The sequence below is a fragment of the Rhodococcus sp. BP-160 genome (assembly GCF_019836205.1).
Taxonomy (GTDB): Bacteria; Actinomycetota; Actinomycetes; order Mycobacteriales; family Mycobacteriaceae; genus Rhodococcoides.
Map to the genome: position 1 here is coordinate 639632 of NZ_JABUEK010000002.1, position 17285 is coordinate 656916.

Here is a 17285-nt window from a genome sequence, read left to right on the forward strand (position 1 = left end):
CGGAGCACGCGGTGCGCATCTCGCCGAGTCTGCATCTGCGCGGCGTCGTGCTGCCCGGCCACGACGAGGTGGACGTCTGGGTGCGAGACGGCCTCATCTCACTGGATCCGGTTCCCGGTGCCACCACGGTGGCGCGGGGCGGCTGGATCGTTCCGGGTCTCGTCGACGCGCACTGCCATGTCGGTATCACGTACGGCGGCGGGCACGAGGATCACGACGGCATCGTCGCGCAGGCCACCACCGAGCGCGAGGTGGGTGCGCTGCTGCTGCGTGACGCGGGATCGCCCGTCGACACCCGCGCACTCGACGACCACGAGGATCTGCCGCGCATCATCCGTGCGGGTCGGCACATCGCGATGCCCAAGCGCTACATTCCCGGCCTCGCCGTCGATCTCGAGGACGAGTCGCAACTGCCCGAGGCCGTGGCTCAGCAAGCGCGCCTCGGCGACGGGTGGGTCAAGCTGGTCGGCGACTGGATCGACCGCGAGGTCGGCGACCTCGCACCTTTGTGGGACGACGCGGTCCTGCGCCGGGCCATCGACGCCGCCCACGCCGAGGGCGCCCGGGTCACTGCGCACGTCTTCGGCGAGGACGCGCTGCCCGGGCTGATCGGTGCCGGCATCGACTGCATCGAACACGGCACCGGCCTGACCGACGAGACCATCGAGATGATGGTCGAGCACGGAACCGCACTGGTGCCCACGCTCATCAACATCGAGACCTTTCCGTCGATCGCCGACTCGGCCACCCGCTATCCGCGCTATGCCGATCACATGCGCGATCTGCACGCCCGAGTGGCGGACACGGTGGGGCGCGCGCACGACGCCGGAGTCCCGATCTACGCGGGCACCGACGCGGGCGGCAGCATCGAGCACGGGCGGGTGGCCGACGAGGTGGCGGCGCTGGTGGGCGTGGGCCTGTCGCCGACCGACGCCCTGGGTGCGGCCAGTTGGACGGCGCGGCGGTGGCTCGGGCGTGCGGGCATCGAGCACGGCGCACCCGCGGATCTGGTGTTCTACTCCACGGACCCACGAACCGGGCCGGACGTCCTGTCGGCGCCGGACGTGGTGGTCTTGCGCGGCCGGATCTGGTGACCGGGCTGGGATTATGACGCTCGGGCGGTGTCTGGCAGAATAAGGCGCTGTTCGCCCGTCTCCGGTTCCGTACCGAGCGGCGGTCACAACACCCATCCACCGCAAAACCGGGTGCGCATGCCGTGCGCATCGCTGAATTGCGCCGTGACCAGCGGTCGCGCCCTGCGACCACATCGAAAGAGGCTTCGTTTCACATGGCAGTCAAGATCAAGCTCACCCGTCTCGGCAAGATCCGCAACCCGCAGTACCGTGTCGTCATCGCCGACGCGCGTACCCGTCGCGGTGGCCGTGCCATCGAGACCGTCGGCAAGTACCACCCGAAGGAAGAGCCGTCGCTGATCGAGATCGATTCCGATCGCGTGCAGCACTGGCTGAGCGTGGGCGCACAGCCCACCGAGCCCGTCGAGGCACTCCTCAAGATCACCGGTGACTGGCAGAAGTTCAAGGGCCTGCCGGGCGCCGAGGGCACGCTCCGCGTCAAGGAGCCGAAGCCGTCCAAGCTGGACCTGTTCAACGCTGCGCTCGCCGCCGCCGACAACGAGCCCGTCGCCGAGGCCACCACGCCGAAGAAGAAGAAGGCCGCCAAGGCCGACGACGCCGAGAGCGCACCGGCAGACGAGACCGCCGACGCCACCGCCGAGTCCACCGAGAAGTAGGACCCACCTGTGAGCACCATGGTCGCCGACGCCGTCGAGCATCTGGTTCGCGGCATCGTGTCCAATCCGGACGACGTTCGTGTCGAGATGATCACCGGTCGCCGTGGCCGGACCGTCGAGGTGCACGTGCACCCCGACGATCTGGGCAAGGTCATCGGCCGTGGCGGTCGTACCGCCACCGCGCTCCGTACCCTCGTCTCGGGTATCGGCGGCCGTGGGATCCGTGTCGACGTCGTCGACACCGATCGCTGATCACCGACGTGGAGCTCGTCGTGGGCCGCGTGGCCAAGTCGCACGGCATCAGGGGCGAGGTCGTCGTGGAGGTCCGCACGGACGATCCTGACGAGCGGTTCGCTCCGGGATCCGTTCTGCACGGCCGTGCGCGTCGCGACAACAGCACGACCGATTACACGGTGGAAGCCGCCCGGGAGCATTCCGGGCGGCTTCTGCTGCGTCTGAAGGGAATCGACGATCGCAGTACCGCCGACGCGATGCGCGGCACCCTTTTCGTCGTCGACACCGCGGATCTACCCCCGTCCGACGATCCGGACGAGTTCTACGATCACGAGCTCGAGGGCATGACGGTGCAGTTCGCTCCGGATCACGAGTCGGCGGGCACGGTGATCGGCACGGTCAGCGAGGTGCTGCACTCCGCTGCGGGGGAGTTGCTGTCGATCACGCCGGCCGACGAGAACGTCGGCCGCGAACTGCTCGTACCGTTCGTGTCCGCGATCGTGGTGTCGGTCTCCCGCGAGACGCGGATCGTCGAGATCGACCCGCCCGAAGGGCTGCTGGACGGCGAGTGAGCATGCGTATCGACGTGGTGACGATCTTCCCCGAGTACCTCGAGCCCATGCGTACCGCGCTGCTGGGCAAGGCCGTGCAGAACGGTCTGGTGACCGTCGGTGTCCACGACCTCCGGGACTGGACACACGACGTGCACAAGGCGGTCGACGACTCGCCCTACGGCGGCGGCCCCGGCATGGTCATGAAACCGACGGTGTGGGGAGACGCGTTGGACGACGTCATGCGCGACGCCGACCCGATCCTGGTGGTGCCCACGCCCGCCGGAGTGCCCTTCACCCAGCGCACCGCCGAGAGATGGTCGCGCGAGGATCATCTGGTGTTCGCATGCGGCCGCTACGAGGGCATCGATCAGCGAGTCTTCGACGACGCGGCGACCCGGGTGCGCGTCGAGGAGGTCAGCATCGGGGACTACGTGCTCATCGGCGGCGAGGCCGCGGTGCTGGTGATGACCGAGGCCGTGACGCGGCTGCTGCCCGGCGTTCTGGGCAATCAGCTCTCGCACCAACAGGACTCGTTCTCCGACGGTCTCCTCGAGGGGCCGGGCTACACCCGACCGGCCGCGTGGCGCGGCCTGGACGTGCCGCCGGTCCTGTTGTCCGGCAACCACTCCCGCATCGAACAGTGGCGGCGGGAACAGTCGCTCGAGCGTACCGCTCAGCGCCGGCCCGACCTCCTGCCCTGACGCGATCTCTCAGGCGACGACCCCGGTGGGGAACAGGATCTTCAGCGCGCCGGTGACGGTGACGCGCGCGTGCTTGGCGCCGTCGTCGTCCGTCACCGCGGTGTCCGCCGTCGTCTCCGCGCTGCCGCCGTCCGCGCCGTACCAGGGATCCTCCCGCGAGAGCACCGCCACCACGTAGCGTTCTCCGTCGCCGACGAACCCGGTGCTCAGGTGGATCCACCGACCGTCGACGCAGCACATCCAGCCTTGCTTGACCCCGCGGACCGTCTCGCCCGGGAGTGCCCGCGGGATGCCGAAGGTCTGGGGATAGCCGTCTGCCCCCTCGGGGGTGAACGCCTCGAGGTCTCCGACGACGGTCGCCCGGTCCGCCGGGTTCAGTCCGCCGGTGCCGTCGAGGACGGCGTCGTAGTACCGCACCAGGTCGGCCGCGGTGGTCCGGGTGTTCCACCAGATCCCGTCCGCCGACGCGATTGTGGCGGGCAGGCCGTAGCGGCCGGCGACGCGTGCCACGACGTCGGATCCACCGGCGGCGTCCCACAGGACCTGTGCCGCACTGTCGTCCGACGACGAGAGCATCGGCGCGATGAGGGCACGGGACTCCTCGTCGAGGGCGAACTCGCCGCGCGACGAGCGGTAGAGCAGATCGTCGGCGATGAACAACTTGACCACCGACGCCGTCTCGATCGGATCGTTGTCACCGGAACCCATGTACGTCCCGGTCTCCCGGTCGAGGAAGCCGATGGAGAGCGTCGCGCCGCGCGCGGCCGCGCCGTCGAGTGCCTGCTGCAGGCGGCCGGTGAGGTCCGGTGCCATCGGCATCTCGGGTTCGGGGAACTCCGGTGCGACCGGGATCGTCGTCGCCGCCGGCTCGGCCGGCTGCGCGCAGGCCGCCGCCATCGTAATGGCGAGCGCCACCGCCGCCAACATGGTGGAGGCTCGTCGCAGGCGCGCCGAAGGAGTTGTCACGTGACTACCGTTCTGTCATCGAGTGCCCCCACATTCGAGAGTGGACGTACCGGGCGCGTCGGCGCTCGGAACCCGGGGCGGCACCGTCACTCCACGGTACCGGCGCGGTAGGGTCCATCGCCGTGACGACCGCTGTGAAATCTGTCAATCGCCGGATCGCCGAGGAGCTCGACGTCGCGGAGGAGCGCGTACGCGCCGCCGTGGACCTGCTCGACGGGGGTGCGACGGTGCCGTTCATCGCGCGCTACCGCAAGGAGGTCACGGGCACGCTCGACGACACCCAGCTGCGCACGATCGACGAGCGACTGCGATACCTGCGCGAGCTCGACGAGCGCCGCGCCGCGATTCTCGAGTCCATCCGCTCGCAGGGCAAGCTCGACGACGCGCTCGAGAACTCGATCGTGCTCGCGGACACCAAGGCGCGCCTCGAGGACATCTACCTCCCGTTCAAACCGAAGCGCCGCACCAAGGCGCAGATCGCGCGCGAGGCCGGCCACCAGCCCGTGGCGGACGCCCTGCTGTCCGATCCGACCACCGATCCGACGTCCTTCGACGAGGAGCAGCTCGCCGGTGCGCGCGCGATCCTCGTCGAGCACTTCGCCGAGGACGCCGACCTCGTCGGGTCGCTGCGCGAGCTGATGTGGACCCGTGGCCGGTTGACCAGCGCGGTGCGACCGGGCAAGGAGACGGACGGTGCGAAGTTCTCCGACTACTTCGCGTTCTCCGAGTCCTTCACCTCCGTTCCGTCCCATCGAGTACTGGCAGTCCTGCGCGGGGAGAAGGAGGAGGTGCTCTCCCTCACGATGGATCCGGAGCCGAACACCGACGAACCCGCACCCGGTACCGCGTCGGTGTACGAGACCCGCATCGCGGCGCGCTTCGGTATCGGCGACCACGGCCGTGCGGCCGATCGGTGGCTCCTGGACACGGTGCGATGGGCGTGGCGGACCAAGCTTCTGGTCAGCCTGGGCATCGACACCCGCATGCGCCTGCGGCAGTCCGCGGAGGAGCGCGCGGTCGACGTCTTCGCCTCCAACCTCAAGGACCTGCTGTTGGCGGCGCCCGCCGGCAGTCGCACCACCATGGGCCTCGACCCCGGGTTCCGCACGGGAACCAAGGTCGCGATCGTGGACCCCACCGGCAAGGTCCTCGCGTACGACACCATCTATCCGCACAAGCCCCAGGGCAAGTGGAACGAGGCGCTCGCGACGCTGGCCGCACTGGCGGCGAAGCACCGTGTCGATCTGCTGGCCATCGGCAACGGCACCGCGTCGCGTGAGACCGACGCGCTGGCGGCGGAACTCATCGCGAAATACCCGGACGCGAACCTGACCAAGGCGATGGTCTCCGAGGCCGGCGCCTCCGTGTACTCCGCGTCCGCCTACGGGTCGCGCGAACTGCCCGATCTCGACGTCTCGATCCGCGGCGCGGTCTCCATCGCCCGTCGTCTGCAGGATCCCCTCGCGGAACTGGTGAAGATCGACCCGAAGTCGATCGGCGTGGGGCAGTACCAGCACGACGTCTCGGAATCCATGTTGGCGCGTTCCCTGGGCGCCGTCGTCGAGGACGCGGTGAACGCGGTCGGCGTCGACGTCAACACCGCCAGCGTGCCTCTGCTCGCGCGCGTCTCCGGCGTGGCCACCACTCTCGCCGAGTCGATCGTCGCGCACCGCGACGAGAACGGCCCCTTCCGATCCCGATCCGCACTGCAGAAGGTTCCGCGGCTCGGGCCCAAGGCCTTCGAGCAGTGCGCCGGGTTTCTCCGCATCACCGACGGCGACGACCCCCTCGACCGGTCGAGCGTGCACCCCGAGGCGTATCCCGTGGTGCGCCGCATCGTCGACAGGGCCGGCATGGGAGTCCGTGAGGTGATCGGCAACGAGCGAGTGCTGCGGTCCCTGCGCCCGCAGGACTTCGTCGACGACCGGTTCGGACTCCCGACCGTCACCGACATCCTGTCCGAGCTCGAGAAGCCCGGCCGCGATCCGCGTCCGGAGTTCGCCACCGCCACCTTCGCGGCCGGTGTCGAGAAGGTCGCCGACCTCCGACCGGGCATGGTGCTCGAGGGAGTGGTGACCAACGTGGCGGCCTTCGGCGCCTTCGTCGACGTGGGCGTGCACCAGGACGGACTCGTCCACGTCTCGGCGATGTCCGACCGCTTCGTCTCGGACCCGCACGACGTCGTCAAGTCCGGACAGGTCGTGCGCGTGAAGGTCATGGAGGTCGACCTGCCGCGCCAGCGGATCGGCCTGTCCTTGCGACTGACCGACGAGATCGGCGGTACGGCAGCGGCATCGGCTCCACGCGGCGGGTCGGGAGGCCAGGGCGCCCGGAACCGGCAGAAGACCGGAGCCGGACCGCGCAAGGGAGCGCAGTCCTCGGCACCGGCCGCGGCAACGGGATCGATGGCCGATGCCCTGCGGAAGGCGGGCTTCGGAAAGTAGAGGGTGTCGCGGCGGCGCGGATAGACTTCCTCGTCACAGGACGGGCACGGCAGGAAGGCGCTGCGATGGAGCGGTGGATGCACCACGTCTCCGACGAGGGGCGCATCCCGCTGCTGTTCTTCCTCGTCGGGTTCATCGCCGGGTTCGTCTTCATCCGGTTCAGCGTCCGCATGATCCGCGCGCAGGTGTCCTGGTGGCCGGGCAACGTCACGCCGGGCGGACACCACGTGCATCACGTCGTGTTCGGTGTGGTCGCCATGCTGGTCTCGGGTGTCGCGATGATCACCGTGTACGTCGACGGCACCCAGACCACGGGCGCGGCGCTCGCGGCGTTCTTCGGTATCGGTGCGGCACTGGTACTCGACGAGTTCGCGCTCATCTTCTATCTGGAGGACGTGTACTGGGCCGAGCAGGGCCGTACCTCCGTCGACGCGGTCTTCGTCGCCGTGGCCGCCACCGTCATGCTGCTGTTCGGTCTCAAACCGCTCGAGTTCTTCGACGTCGCCGGCTTCCGTGACGATCCCAGCGTCGCGGTGCGGAGCATCATCGTCGTCCTGGCCGCGCTCAATCTCCTCCTCGCCGCGATCGTCCTCGCGAAGGGCAAGATCTGGACCGGGCTCGCCGGCCTGTTCTTCCTGCCGCTGCTCGTGATCGGCGCGATCCGGATCGGCCGTCCGGGGTCACCCTGGGCGCGCTGGCGCTACACCCGACGCCCGCGGCGGATGGAGAAGGCCCTGCGGCGCGAGCGCAACCTGCGCCGTCCCGTCGTCCGCGCGAAGATCTGGATGCAGGACGCCATCGCGGGCACGCCCGACGTCGCGCACGTGCGCGCCGCTGCCGAGGACGAACTCGATCGGATCGTCGTTCCGGCGCCGGCGCCGGGGGAGTCGCGCCCCGATCGCGAATCGGTCGGCGCGGGCTGATCCGGCCGATTTCGTCGGGCACCGGTTCTCTGGCACAATCGTGGGGTTGCCTGACACCGGGCGTGCTACTCGCATGCCCGGCATCCGGTGGACACCTATTCGGAGTACGAACCAGTCGAGCGTCGACGGCATCCGCCGACGGCAGCCGCTCGGGTCCTCTGCTCGAGATCTCGTCACAGCAAGGATGAACCATGAACACCCTGGATTTCCTGGACAAGCAGTCGCTGCGCAGCGACATTCCCGAGTTCCGCCCGGGCGACACACTGAACGTGCACGTGAAGGTCATCGAGGGCTCCAAGGAGCGCGTGCAGATCTTCAAGGGCGTCGTCATTCGGCGTCAGGGTGGCGGCATCCGCGAGACCTTCACGGTCCGCAAGGTGTCCTTCGGCGTCGGCGTGGAGCGCACCTTCCCCGTCCACACCCCGAACATCGCCCAGATCGACGTGCTGACCCGCGGTGACGTGCGTCGCGCGAAGCTGTACTACCTGCGCGAGCTGCGCGGCAAGGCAGCCAAGATCAAGGAGAAGCGCTGATCTTCGGCGTTCCACTCGCTGGACGGCCGGACACAGGGGACTCGTTCCCCGGTGTCCGGCCGTTCTGCGTCCCGGCCGTTCTGCACCGCGGCGCTGCCGCTAATGTTGACCCGTGACGGACGAGCGCGCGGGCGACGACAACGACGAGGCGCAGCGAACCAAGAAGCCACGGTCCTTCTGGCGTGAGCTCCCGATTCTCATCCTGGTCGCCCTGGTGCTCAGCTTCCTCTTGCAGACCTTCGTCGCGAGGGTGTACCTGATCCCCTCGGAATCGATGGAGCCGACCTTGCACGGCTGCACTGGTTGCACCGGTGACCGCATCGTCGTGGAGAAGATCGGGTACCGCTTCGGCGATCCGACGGCCGGTGACGTCGTCGTGTTCCGCGGACCGCCGTCCTGGGACGGCGACTACGTCTCCACGCGGTCGTCCAACGTCGTCGTCCGCGGCGCCCAGGAACTCGGATCCCTCGTCGGCCTGGTCGCACCGGACGAGAACGATCTGGTCAAGCGCGTCATCGCCACCGGCGGTCAGACCGTCGAGTGCTGCGACGAGCAGGGACGCGTTCTCGTCGACGGCAAGCCGCTCGACGAGCCGTACATCACCATGGACTTCGACTTCGTGCCCGGCACGCTCACGTGCGACACCCCGATCCGTTCCGGGCGGTGCTTCGGGCCCGTCACCGTGCCCGAGGGCAACGTGTGGGTCATGGGTGACAACCGCAGCAACTCCGCCGACTCGCGCTTCCACGTCGCCGACGAACTGCAGGGAACCATCCCGCTGGACAACGTGATCGGCAAGGCGCAGGCCATCGTGCTGCCGCCCGGTCGCTGGGGTCTCATCGACGATCCGGACATCCAGGGGCAGTGAGTTCGGGGCCCATGAAGTCGACCACGCGGCTCTCCCGGACGTCGTGGCCGCCGCGCACCGTCATCCGGCGTGCGGGTGGCATGCGCACCATGGAGTCGGCCCTTCTCCGGTCGGGGCTCGGGCCCGTGGCGGGCGTGGACGAAGCGGGTCGTGGCGCCTGTGCGGGCCCACTGGTCATCGCCGCGTGCATCCTGGGCGATCGCGCCCGCGCCGCGCTGGACCTTCTGGACGACTCGAAGAAGTTGAGTGAGAAGACGCGGGAGTCGTTGTTCCCGAAGGTGATCCGCTGGGCGACGGCATACTCGATCGTCACCGTCCCCGCGGCCGAGATCGACCGCATCGGCATCCACGTCGCCAACATCGAGGGCATGCGCCGCGCGGTCGCCGGACTGTCGGTCGACCCCGGGTACGTCCTGACCGACGGTTTTCGGGTGCCTGGGCTTCCCGCGCCGTCACTCCCGGTGATCGGTGGTGACGCCACCGCGGCATGTATCGCCGCCGCGAGCGTGCTCGCCAAGGTGCATCGCGACCGCATCATGCGCTCACTCGACGGAGACATTCCCGGCTACGACTTCTCCGTACACAAGGGCTACAACACGACGCTGCACACGGACGCCCTCGCCCGTCTCGGGGCGAGCCGGGAGCACCGTCGCTCGTGGTCGAACGTCGCCTGCCTCGAGGATGCCGGCGCCGCACCGACGGTGTCGCCGCAGGAGCGGGGTCGATGGGAACACGAGGGCGCCGATGCGCGATGATGGCGGCATGAGTGCCGAGGATCTCGAGAAGTACGAAACCGAGATGGAACTGTCGCTGTACCGGGAGTACCGCGACATCGTCGGCCAGTTCACCTACGTGGTGGAGACCGAGCGTCGCTTCTATCTCGCGAACTCGGTGGAGATGATCCCGCGGAACGCGGACGGCGAGATCTACTTCGAGGTGCGGATGTCCGATGCGTGGGTGTGGGACATGTACCGACCCGCGCGCTTCGTCAAGCACGTCCGGGTGATCACGTTCAAGGACGTCAACATCGAGGAACTCGACAAGCCGGATCTGCGACTTCCCGAGTGACGGGGACTTCCCGAGTGAATCAGCGCTGATCCGTTCCCAGGATCCGCGCGTTGAGGTGCCACCCCTCGTAGCCGTCGTCCACGCCGCCGCGCTGGTCGTGCTCGATCGACGCGCGCGGAATGGACAGGATGCGTGCCGTCCGTAGCGCCCACGAGTAGTCGCCGCACCCCACCTCCCTGGTCGATTCCCGACCCAGCGCATCGTTCGATGTCCACAGCAGTGCATAGGGGTGAGCGGGCCGCCGATCGTCCGGCACGCGGCGGAGAAGGAACTCACTGCCGGACGGCGTCCCGCTCGCCGACGAGTCGCGTGCAGTGTTCATGACCCGATCATCGCAAACCCCACGGCCGAGCGCCGCGCAACAGGGGGTTTCGGTGGTCCGTCATCCCCGGGTCGAGCGTCGTCCCCGGGTTTTCTGCGGCCGCAGGTCGGCGCCGCGGCACGGTCGCCGCGTGCCTGCACAGTCGTGCTCCGACACCGGGTGTGCCCACGACCGGGCACCGGGTCGGCGAGGAGAGCCATGGCGACGAACGCGGAAATGGGCAGAGCGGGCGAGGAAGCTGCCGCGTCGTATCTGACGACGGTGGGTCTGCGCATTCTCGACCGCAACTGGCGGTGCCGGCACGGCGAGGTCGACATCATCGGCGTGGACGGCGACATCGTCGTGTTCGTCGAGGTGAAGACCCGCTCCGGCGACGGGTACGGCACTCCGGCCGAGGCGGTCACGCCGGCGAAGGCGCAGCGCATCCACCGGCTGGCCGGGCTGTGGCTCGCCGAGCGGTCCGGTCCGTGGGTGCCGGTGCGGTTCGACGTCGTGGAGGTCGTGATCGCCGACGGCCGGGGGCCTCTGCTCTCGCATCTGAGGGCGGCGTTCTGATGGCGCTGGGACGGACGTTCTCGGTCGCCGTCACGGGCATCGACGGCATCCTGGTGGAGATCGAGGCCGACGTGGGGCGGGGCCTGCCGGGCGTGCACGTGGTCGGACTCCCCGATGCGGCGCTGCAGGAGTCACGGGACCGAGTGCGGGCCGCGGTGAACAACTCCGGCCAGAGCTGGCCCGCGTCCAAGGTGGTGCTCGCGCTGTCGCCGGCCACACTCCCGAAAGTGGGATCCGTGTACGACCTGGCACTGGCGTGCGCGGTGCTCGGCGCCGCCAAGGTGGTGCCGCCGGGTCTGTTGGCCTCGACGGTGCTGGTGGGTGAGCTGGCACTCGACGGGCGGGTGCGGAGCGTGCGAGGGGTCCTTCCCGCCGTGCTCGCCGCACGCGGAGCGGGATGGACCCGCGTGGTGGTGCCGCAGGACAGCCTCGCCGAGGCGGGCCTGGTGGGCGGGATCGAGGTCCTCGGGGCCGCGCATCTGCGGCAGGTGATCGAGTGGCTCTCGCACCGGTGCACGCTCCCGGAACCGATGCCGACACGGCCGGGTCCGGAGCCCCGGTACGGCGATCTCGCCGACGTGGTCGGACAGTCCGAAGCACGCTGGGCTCTCGAGGTCGCGGCCGCCGGCGCACACCATCTGATGTTCACGGGACCGCCCGGTATCGGCAAGACGATGCTCGCGGGTCGGCTGCCCGGCCTGCTGCCGCCGCTGACGGAGGGTCAGGCCCTGGAGGTGACGGCGGTGCACTCCGTCGCGGGGACACTCACGGCGGAGTGTCCGTTGATCACCACCGCCCCGTTCATCGCGCCGCATCACACCACCTCGGTGGCGGCACTGGTGGGCGGCGGAAGCGGCATGGCGCGACCGGGTGCGGTGAGCCGGGCGCACCACGGCGTGCTCTTCCTCGACGAGTGCGCCGAGATGTCGGTGCGCGTGCTGGAGGCACTGCGTACCCCGCTGGAGGACGGCGAGGTGCGCATCGCGCGGCGCGACGGGGTCGCCCGCTATCCCGCTCGCTTCCAACTGGTGCTGGCGGCCAATCCGTGTCCGTGCGCCTCGCCGCGGACCGCCGACTGCGTGTGTGCGCCGAACGCCCGTCGGCGCTACCTCGGCAAGCTGTCCGGACCACTGCTCGACCGGGTGGACCTGCGGCTGTCGATGCAGCCCGCTGCGACCGGAATGTTGACCGACGACGTGGGGGAGACGACCGAGGTGGTGCGCGGCAGAGTGACGGCAGCGCGGCAGGCGGCGGCGGAACGGTGGTCCGAGTTCGGCTGGAAGACCAATGCCGAAGTACCCGGATCAGCACTGCGACAGCGCTTTCGGCTCGAACGCGAGGCGTTGATCCCGATCGAACGGGCGCTGCGGCGCGGTGGCATCACGGCGCGGGGCGCGGACCGCATCCTGCGCTTGGCCTGGACGCTCGGCGACCTCGAGGGGCGGATGTCTCCGGGACCCGAGTGCGTGGCGTCGGCGATGAGTTTCCGCGAACAGGGGAGTGGCGTGTGAGTGGAGCGGAGAATCCGGAGACCCTGGCGTGGGCGTACGTCTCGACTGTGGTGCAGGGTCCGTCGCGCGCCGTCGAGCAGCTCATCGCCTCGCGCGGAGTGGTGGACGCCGCGGCGACGATGCGCACCGGGGACGTTCCGAAGGCGGTGTGGGACCGCGTGTCGGCGCGGGCACATCTCGACACCGCCGCGGCGAGCCTCGACCTGATGGCTGCGATGGACGGTCGACTGGTGGTGCCGTCGGACGAGGAGTGGCCCGCCTGGCGGTTCCTCGGATTCGAACGGCCGGACGGGGCTCTGCCGACTCGCGACGGCGGTGCGCCGTTGGCGTTGTGGGTGGTGGGTCCGGCGCCGGTGGCGTCGTCCACGGAGCGGGCGGTGGCCGTGGTGGGAACGCGCGCCGCGACGAGCTACGGGGAGCACGTGACGGGAGAGATCGCGGGAGACCTGGCAGTGGACGGGTGGACGGTGGTCTCCGGCGGCGCGTACGGCATCGACGGTGCGGCGCATCGCGCCGCGCTGGGCGTGGGCGGCTGCACGGTGGCGGTGCTGGCGTGCGGCGTCGACCGGGCGTACCCGGCGGGGCACGAGCGTCTGCTGCGGAGAGTGTCGGAGACGGGTGCGGTGGTGTCGGAGTATCCGCCGGGCACACCACCCGCCCGGTACCGCTTCCTCTCCCGCAACAGGCTGGTGGCCGCACTGTGTGACGGCGTGGTCGTGGTCGAGGCGGGATGGCGCAGCGGGGCGCGTAACACGGCGTCGTGGGCACGGGCACTGGGGCGACCGGTCATGGCGGTACCGGGGCCGGTGACGTCCGCGTCGTCGACGGGGTGCCATCGGATGATCCGCGAGGGCGAAGCGCGTCTGGTGACGGGTGCCCGGGACGTGGTGGCCGAGGCGGGTGCGGTGGGTGCGGGTGTCGAGGACGACGACGACCGGGACGCCCTGTTCGGCCGCGATCTCGATCGCCTGCCGCAGACTCCCGCCCGCGTGCTGGACGCGTTCCCGGCCTCGGGAGCCCGAACGGTGCAGCAATTGTCCGTGGACTCCGGCGTGCCCGTGTCGGCGGTGCGGTCAGCGCTGGTGGTCCTCGAGATCGAGGGACACGCCGGCCGCGACGAGGCGGGATGGGTGCGCATCGAGAAGATCCGGTGAGGGCTGTGCCGGGAGCAGGTCCTCTGCCCGCAGGGAGGTGCCGGGCAGGATCGCGTCGCGCAGGTCCGGCCTGACGCCGCTGATGATCCAGGTGCACAGCGCGGCGAGCTGAGCGGACACGAGTGGCGGTACCGCGTCCCCGATGTGGCGGTACATGTTCGACAGCGATCGCGCGCGGAACACGTAGTCGTCCGGAAAACCGTTCAGCAGGGCCAACTCTCGCACCGTGCACAGCCGGTCCTGCTCGGGATGGGTGTAGCGGCCGTTGCCGAAGTGGGCGCACTCCCGTTTGACGGTGGGCGCGGGACGGTCCCACCACAGTCGGCCGTAGACGTCGGGGTGCGACCCCAGGCGCCCGGCGGCGACGAGGCGCTGCATCGCGGGCGTCAGGTGGTCGTCGCCGCCGGGGGCGGACCTGAGGTCGAGCCAGGAACCGCCGTCGTGGGGGAGGGCGTGGAGGCGGCGGCGGGTCGACTCACGACCGATGCTGGGCGAGAGGTGCATCGGATCGCCGGACGCCGTCTCACCGGCCTCGACGCGGGGCAGGTGGCCGATCGCGCGACGCACCGTGATCGCCTCCGGTGCGATGGTCGTGCCCTCCCACAATTCGGAAAGAGTGTGCAATTCGTGATCGCGCCGCACCGCGACCACCAGGGATCTCTCGCGTCGTTGCGGTAAGCCGACCGTACTGAGCATGTGCACCGAGGCATCGACGTCGTAGCCGAGGTGATCCAACCGCTGAGCCAACGCGTCGAGATGACCACGGAAATTACCGCCGACCAATTCTCGTGCGTTTTCCATGACGAGGACGATCGGGCGCAGAGCCTCGACGGAGTCGGCGACACGGGTCACGAGCGAATTGCGCGGATCGTCGGTGAGATGATTTCGAGGATTTGCACGGGAGAAGCCGGTGCACGGCGGGCACGCGCTGAGTACGTCGAGTGGTCGTCCGTTCAGACGCGGGGCGAAGAGTCGCGCCAACTCGGCCCCGGTGACAGCGGAAAGATCCACGGCGTGCGGCACCGTTCCGATATTCGCCTCGTAGGACGCATTGCATTCGAGAGATCCGCGCGCACTGCTCGGTTTACCCAGTTGTGCGTCCGCCGCGCCGACGACATCGAAGGCGCCGTGTCGTGCGAAGCCACAACTCATTCCGCCCGCACCGCTGAAGAGATCGACGAAGGTCAGCGAACCGGACGGTCTCGTCGTCGACGACACGGCACGCGTTTCCGAGAAACTCTGTGCGGTCATCCGTGAACCCTTCGTGGCCGACGTCGACGGGAGTGGCCGCGTCGAGTTTGCGTCCGTCACAGTACCGGCGACCGCGGTGAGCCCGATCGTCCCGTGTCGGTCACGAACAACAGGTCGTCGAATTCACGACCGAGATGTCGTGATTCGGATGCTTTCAGGGCGGCGTCGGGTCGGTGTCACGATGTCGGCCGTCTCGGCTGTTATCTTGGAGGAAATTCTTTCTCCACCCGGTATCGAGGAGCGCAGAACAATGGCACGACGCACCACCGTCCAAATGATCGACGATGTCGACGGTTCACTCATCAAGGACGGGCAGGGCGAGACGGTCGAGTTCGCGGTCGGAGGCGTGTCCTATTCGATCGATCTCAACAGCAAGCACGCCAACGAGTTGTACGACCAATTCGCATTCTGGATCGAACACGCGGAGAAGGTGGGCGGCAAGAAGTCTCGCCGGAACGGGTCCGCCGCGGCGCCGAAGAAGGGCCGCCAGAATCTGCAGGACGTGCGGGCGTGGGCCAAGGAGAACGGCTTCGAGGTCAGCACCCGCGGGCGCATCAGCCAGGAGATCCAGGACGCGTACGACGCCGCGCACTGACCTGTCGTGGGGCCGGTCGGCGAATTAGGGTAGGCTAACCACGTCTTGCGCCCCACCGGCGGCAAGGCCCGTACCCGATGGAGGTGCCCTGTGGCGCGACGACTGACCACCCTGACCGTTCTCCGCACCGAGCGGCTCACCCCGCACATGGTGCGCGTGGTGCTCGGCGGTGCGAACTTCGACGAGTTCGCGCCGTCCGAGTTCACCGACAGCTACGTCAAGCTGCACTTCGGTGACGCCGACGAGCCGACGTTGCGCACCTACACGGTGCGATCGGTGGACACGCAGGCCCGCGAAGTCGCCATCGACTTCGTCGTCCACGGCGACGAGGGTGTCGCCGGCCCGTGGGCGCTGAGCGCCGCGGCGGGGGACCAGCTCTCGTTCTTCGGTCCCGCCGGCGCGTACTCGCCCCGTGCGGACGCCGACTGGCACCTTCTCGCCGGCGACGAGACGGGCGTGCCCGCCATCTCCGCAGCACTCGCGGCGCTTCCCGAGGGAGCCGTCGCGCGAGTGGTGCTCGAAGCAGCAAGTCCGGAGGACCGCGTCGAGATCGCGGCGCCGACCTCTGCCGACATCCGCTGGGTGTACCGCGACCAGTATTCGGGCGGCTCACCGCTGGCCGCCGCCGTCCGTGCGGTGGAGTGGCTACCCGGTCAGCCTCATGTCTTCGTGCACGGTGAAGCGCAGTCCGTGATGCACGAGATCCGGCCGTACATCCGCAAAGAGCGTGGCGTGACTGCGGAATGGGCCTCGATATCGGGATACTGGCGTCGTGGCCGCACCGAGGAGGGATTCCGTACCTGGAAGCGAGAACTCGCTGCCAGCGAATCCTGACGATCTCGCGCTCCTCGCGAGATTCACCGAGCATCTCGCTCTGCAACGCAACCGCTCCGAGCACACCGTGCGCGCGTACGTCGGCGACGCCCGTGCTCTGATCGGCTTCTGTCGAGACGCGCACGGTGATCCGTCCGCGGCACTCGACGACGTGATCACACTTCGCTCCCTGCGCTCGTGGCTCGCCTCGATGTCGGTCGCGGGAGTGTCCCGCTCGACTCTCGCGCGTCGAGCGAGTTCGGCGCGCACCTTCACCGCGTGGTCGTGCACCGTCGGAGCACTCACCGCGGACCCGGCGGTGCGGCTGTCGGCACCGCCGTCGCGTCGGACGCTCCCGGGCGTGCTGCGTGAGCGTGACGCTCGGGACGCGATGACGGCCGCGACATCCGGTGCCGAGCAACAGGATCCGATGGCCCTGCGCGACAGGGTCGTCGTAGAGCTCTTGTACGCGACCGGAATCCGGGTCGGCGAACTGTGCGGTCTCGATGTGGACGACGTGGATCTCGACAGACGGGTGCTCCGCGTCCTCGGCAAGGGCGACAAGGAACGCGTCGTACCGTTCGGCGCGCCCGCGGAGGACGCGGTGGTGCAGTGGTCGACCGTGGGCCGCCCCGCCCTGGCCACACCGGACTCCGGCGCGGCCCTGCTCCTGGGGCGTCGCGGCGGACGCCTGAATCAGCGGCAGGCGCGCTCGGTGGTGCACGAGGTGCTGTCCGCCGTGCCCGGTGCCCCGGACCTGGGTCCGCACGGCCTCCGACACTCCGCCGCGACCCACCTGCTCGAGGGCGGCGCCGATCTCCGCGTGGTGCAGGAACTGCTCGGGCACGCGTCGCTCGCCACGACGCAGATCTACACCCATGTCTCCGTGGAGCGGCTGCGCGCGGTCCACGATCAGGCGCATCCGCGAGCCTGACGTCGGGTCCTGTCGACCACCTCGCACGCTCGTGCACGTTTGGTACCGTCTGCACGGGGGATGTGACCGTGCCGGCGCTGTGAACCACACCGTTCGTCCCTGATCGGCA

20 protein-coding genes are annotated in these 17285 nt (G+C 69.3%); 17 read left to right on the forward strand and 3 right to left on the reverse strand.

The features are described from left to right. Positions 1 to 29: 29 nt before the first annotated feature. From HQ306_RS09430 to trmD, 5 genes are all read left to right on the forward strand, one after another. Positions 30 to 1094: an amidohydrolase family protein gene (locus tag HQ306_RS09430; protein WP_222631471.1), complete on the forward strand. Its 1065-nt coding sequence runs from the start codon at positions 30 to 32 to the stop codon at positions 1092 to 1094. 194 nt (positions 1095 to 1288) lie between these two features. After that, positions 1289 to 1750: a 30S ribosomal protein S16 gene (gene rpsP / locus HQ306_RS09435; protein WP_027505018.1), complete on the forward strand. Its 462-nt coding sequence runs from the start codon at positions 1289 to 1291 to the stop codon at positions 1748 to 1750. 9 nt (positions 1751 to 1759) lie between these two features. After that, complete coding sequence (locus HQ306_RS09440; protein WP_027505019.1) at positions 1760 to 2002, forward strand: RNA-binding protein; 243 nt, start codon at positions 1760 to 1762, stop codon at positions 2000 to 2002. A gap of 8 nt (positions 2003 to 2010) precedes the next feature. Next, positions 2011 to 2556 carry a ribosome maturation factor RimM gene (gene rimM / locus HQ306_RS09445; protein WP_222630746.1) on the forward strand — a complete coding sequence of 182 codons (546 nt, stop codon included), beginning with the start codon at positions 2011 to 2013 and terminating at the stop codon, positions 2554 to 2556. A gap of 2 nt (positions 2557 to 2558) precedes the next feature. Next, a complete protein-coding gene (gene trmD, locus HQ306_RS09450; protein ID WP_222631473.1) occupies positions 2559 to 3239 on the forward strand; it encodes a tRNA (guanosine(37)-N1)-methyltransferase TrmD in 681 nt (226 codons plus the stop codon). 9 nt (positions 3240 to 3248) lie between these two features. Here the strand turns inward: trmD and HQ306_RS09455 are convergent, their stop codons facing one another. Next, a complete protein-coding gene (locus HQ306_RS09455) occupies positions 3249 to 4205 on the reverse strand; it encodes a serine hydrolase (RefSeq protein WP_222630748.1) in 957 nt (318 codons plus the stop codon). A gap of 122 nt (positions 4206 to 4327) precedes the next feature. On the opposite strand from HQ306_RS09455, the gene HQ306_RS09460 reads away from it, so the two are divergent. From HQ306_RS09460 to HQ306_RS09485, 6 genes are all read left to right on the forward strand, one after another. Further along, positions 4328 to 6649 carry a Tex family protein gene (locus tag HQ306_RS09460; protein ID WP_222630749.1) on the forward strand — a complete coding sequence of 774 codons (2322 nt, stop codon included), beginning with the start codon at positions 4328 to 4330 and terminating at the stop codon, positions 6647 to 6649. A 65-nt stretch (positions 6650 to 6714) separates the two neighbouring features. Next, complete coding sequence (locus HQ306_RS09465; RefSeq protein ID WP_222630751.1) at positions 6715 to 7572, forward strand: hypothetical protein; 858 nt, start codon at positions 6715 to 6717, stop codon at positions 7570 to 7572. A 191-nt stretch (positions 7573 to 7763) separates the two neighbouring features. Continuing rightward, positions 7764 to 8105 carry a 50S ribosomal protein L19 gene (gene rplS / locus HQ306_RS09470; RefSeq protein WP_027505024.1) on the forward strand — a complete coding sequence of 114 codons (342 nt, stop codon included), beginning with the start codon at positions 7764 to 7766 and terminating at the stop codon, positions 8103 to 8105. Positions 8106 to 8217: 112 nt separating this feature from the next. After that, positions 8218 to 8973, forward strand: a complete 756-nt coding sequence (lepB, locus tag HQ306_RS09475) for a signal peptidase I (protein WP_222630753.1) — start codon at positions 8218 to 8220, stop codon at positions 8971 to 8973. Between the two features lie 11 nt (positions 8974 to 8984). After that, positions 8985 to 9728, forward strand: coding sequence for a ribonuclease HII (locus tag HQ306_RS09480; protein ID WP_056445340.1), 744 nt, complete (start codon positions 8985 to 8987; stop codon positions 9726 to 9728). 7 nt (positions 9729 to 9735) lie between these two features. After that, positions 9736 to 10041: a DUF2469 domain-containing protein gene (locus HQ306_RS09485; protein WP_027505026.1), complete on the forward strand. Its 306-nt coding sequence runs from the start codon at positions 9736 to 9738 to the stop codon at positions 10039 to 10041. Between the two features lie 19 nt (positions 10042 to 10060). Here the strand turns inward: HQ306_RS09485 and HQ306_RS09490 are convergent, their stop codons facing one another. Further along, positions 10061 to 10363 carry a hypothetical protein gene (locus tag HQ306_RS09490; protein WP_204867859.1) on the reverse strand — a complete coding sequence of 101 codons (303 nt, stop codon included), beginning with the start codon at positions 10361 to 10363 and terminating at the stop codon, positions 10061 to 10063. A 198-nt stretch (positions 10364 to 10561) separates the two neighbouring features. Between HQ306_RS09490 and HQ306_RS09495 the strand changes: the two genes are divergently transcribed. Genes HQ306_RS09495 through dprA form a run of 3 tightly spaced genes read left to right on the forward strand, consistent with a single transcriptional unit; the run spans position 10562 to position 13583 of the window. After that, the gene (locus HQ306_RS09495) at positions 10562 to 10918 is read left to right on the forward strand and encodes a YraN family protein (RefSeq protein ID WP_222630762.1); all 357 of its coding nucleotides are present in this window, start codon (positions 10562 to 10564) and stop codon (positions 10916 to 10918) included. After that, a complete protein-coding gene (locus HQ306_RS09500) occupies positions 10918 to 12429 on the forward strand; it encodes a YifB family Mg chelatase-like AAA ATPase (protein WP_222630764.1) in 1512 nt (503 codons plus the stop codon). Before HQ306_RS09495 ends, HQ306_RS09500 begins: the two co-directional genes overlap by 1 nt. Beyond that, entirely contained in the window at positions 12426 to 13583 is a 1158-nt protein-coding gene (dprA, locus tag HQ306_RS09505; protein WP_308115473.1) for a DNA-processing protein DprA, read from the forward strand. Before HQ306_RS09500 ends, dprA begins: the two co-directional genes overlap by 4 nt. Here dprA and HQ306_RS09510 read toward each other — a convergent pair. Continuing rightward, on the reverse strand, positions 13503 to 14834 hold the full coding sequence (locus HQ306_RS09510; RefSeq protein WP_222630766.1) for a DNA cytosine methyltransferase: 1332 nt from the start codon (positions 14832 to 14834) through the stop codon (positions 13503 to 13505). The genes dprA and HQ306_RS09510 overlap by 81 nt on opposite strands. Before the next feature lie 250 nt (positions 14835 to 15084). Between HQ306_RS09510 and HQ306_RS09515 the strand changes: the two genes are divergently transcribed. The 3 genes from HQ306_RS09515 to HQ306_RS09525 all read left to right on the forward strand — a co-directional run bounded on the left by HQ306_RS09515 (position 15085) and on the right by HQ306_RS09525 (position 17176). Next, on the forward strand, positions 15085 to 15429 hold the full coding sequence (locus tag HQ306_RS09515; RefSeq protein WP_027505031.1) for an Lsr2 family protein: 345 nt from the start codon (positions 15085 to 15087) through the stop codon (positions 15427 to 15429). A 90-nt stretch (positions 15430 to 15519) separates the two neighbouring features. Next, a complete protein-coding gene (locus HQ306_RS09520) occupies positions 15520 to 16263 on the forward strand; it encodes a siderophore-interacting protein (protein WP_222630768.1) in 744 nt (247 codons plus the stop codon). Then, positions 16247 to 17176, forward strand: a complete 930-nt coding sequence (locus HQ306_RS09525; RefSeq protein ID WP_027505033.1) for a tyrosine recombinase XerC — start codon at positions 16247 to 16249, stop codon at positions 17174 to 17176. Before HQ306_RS09520 ends, HQ306_RS09525 begins: the two co-directional genes overlap by 17 nt. Positions 17177 to 17285 lie beyond the last annotated feature (109 nt).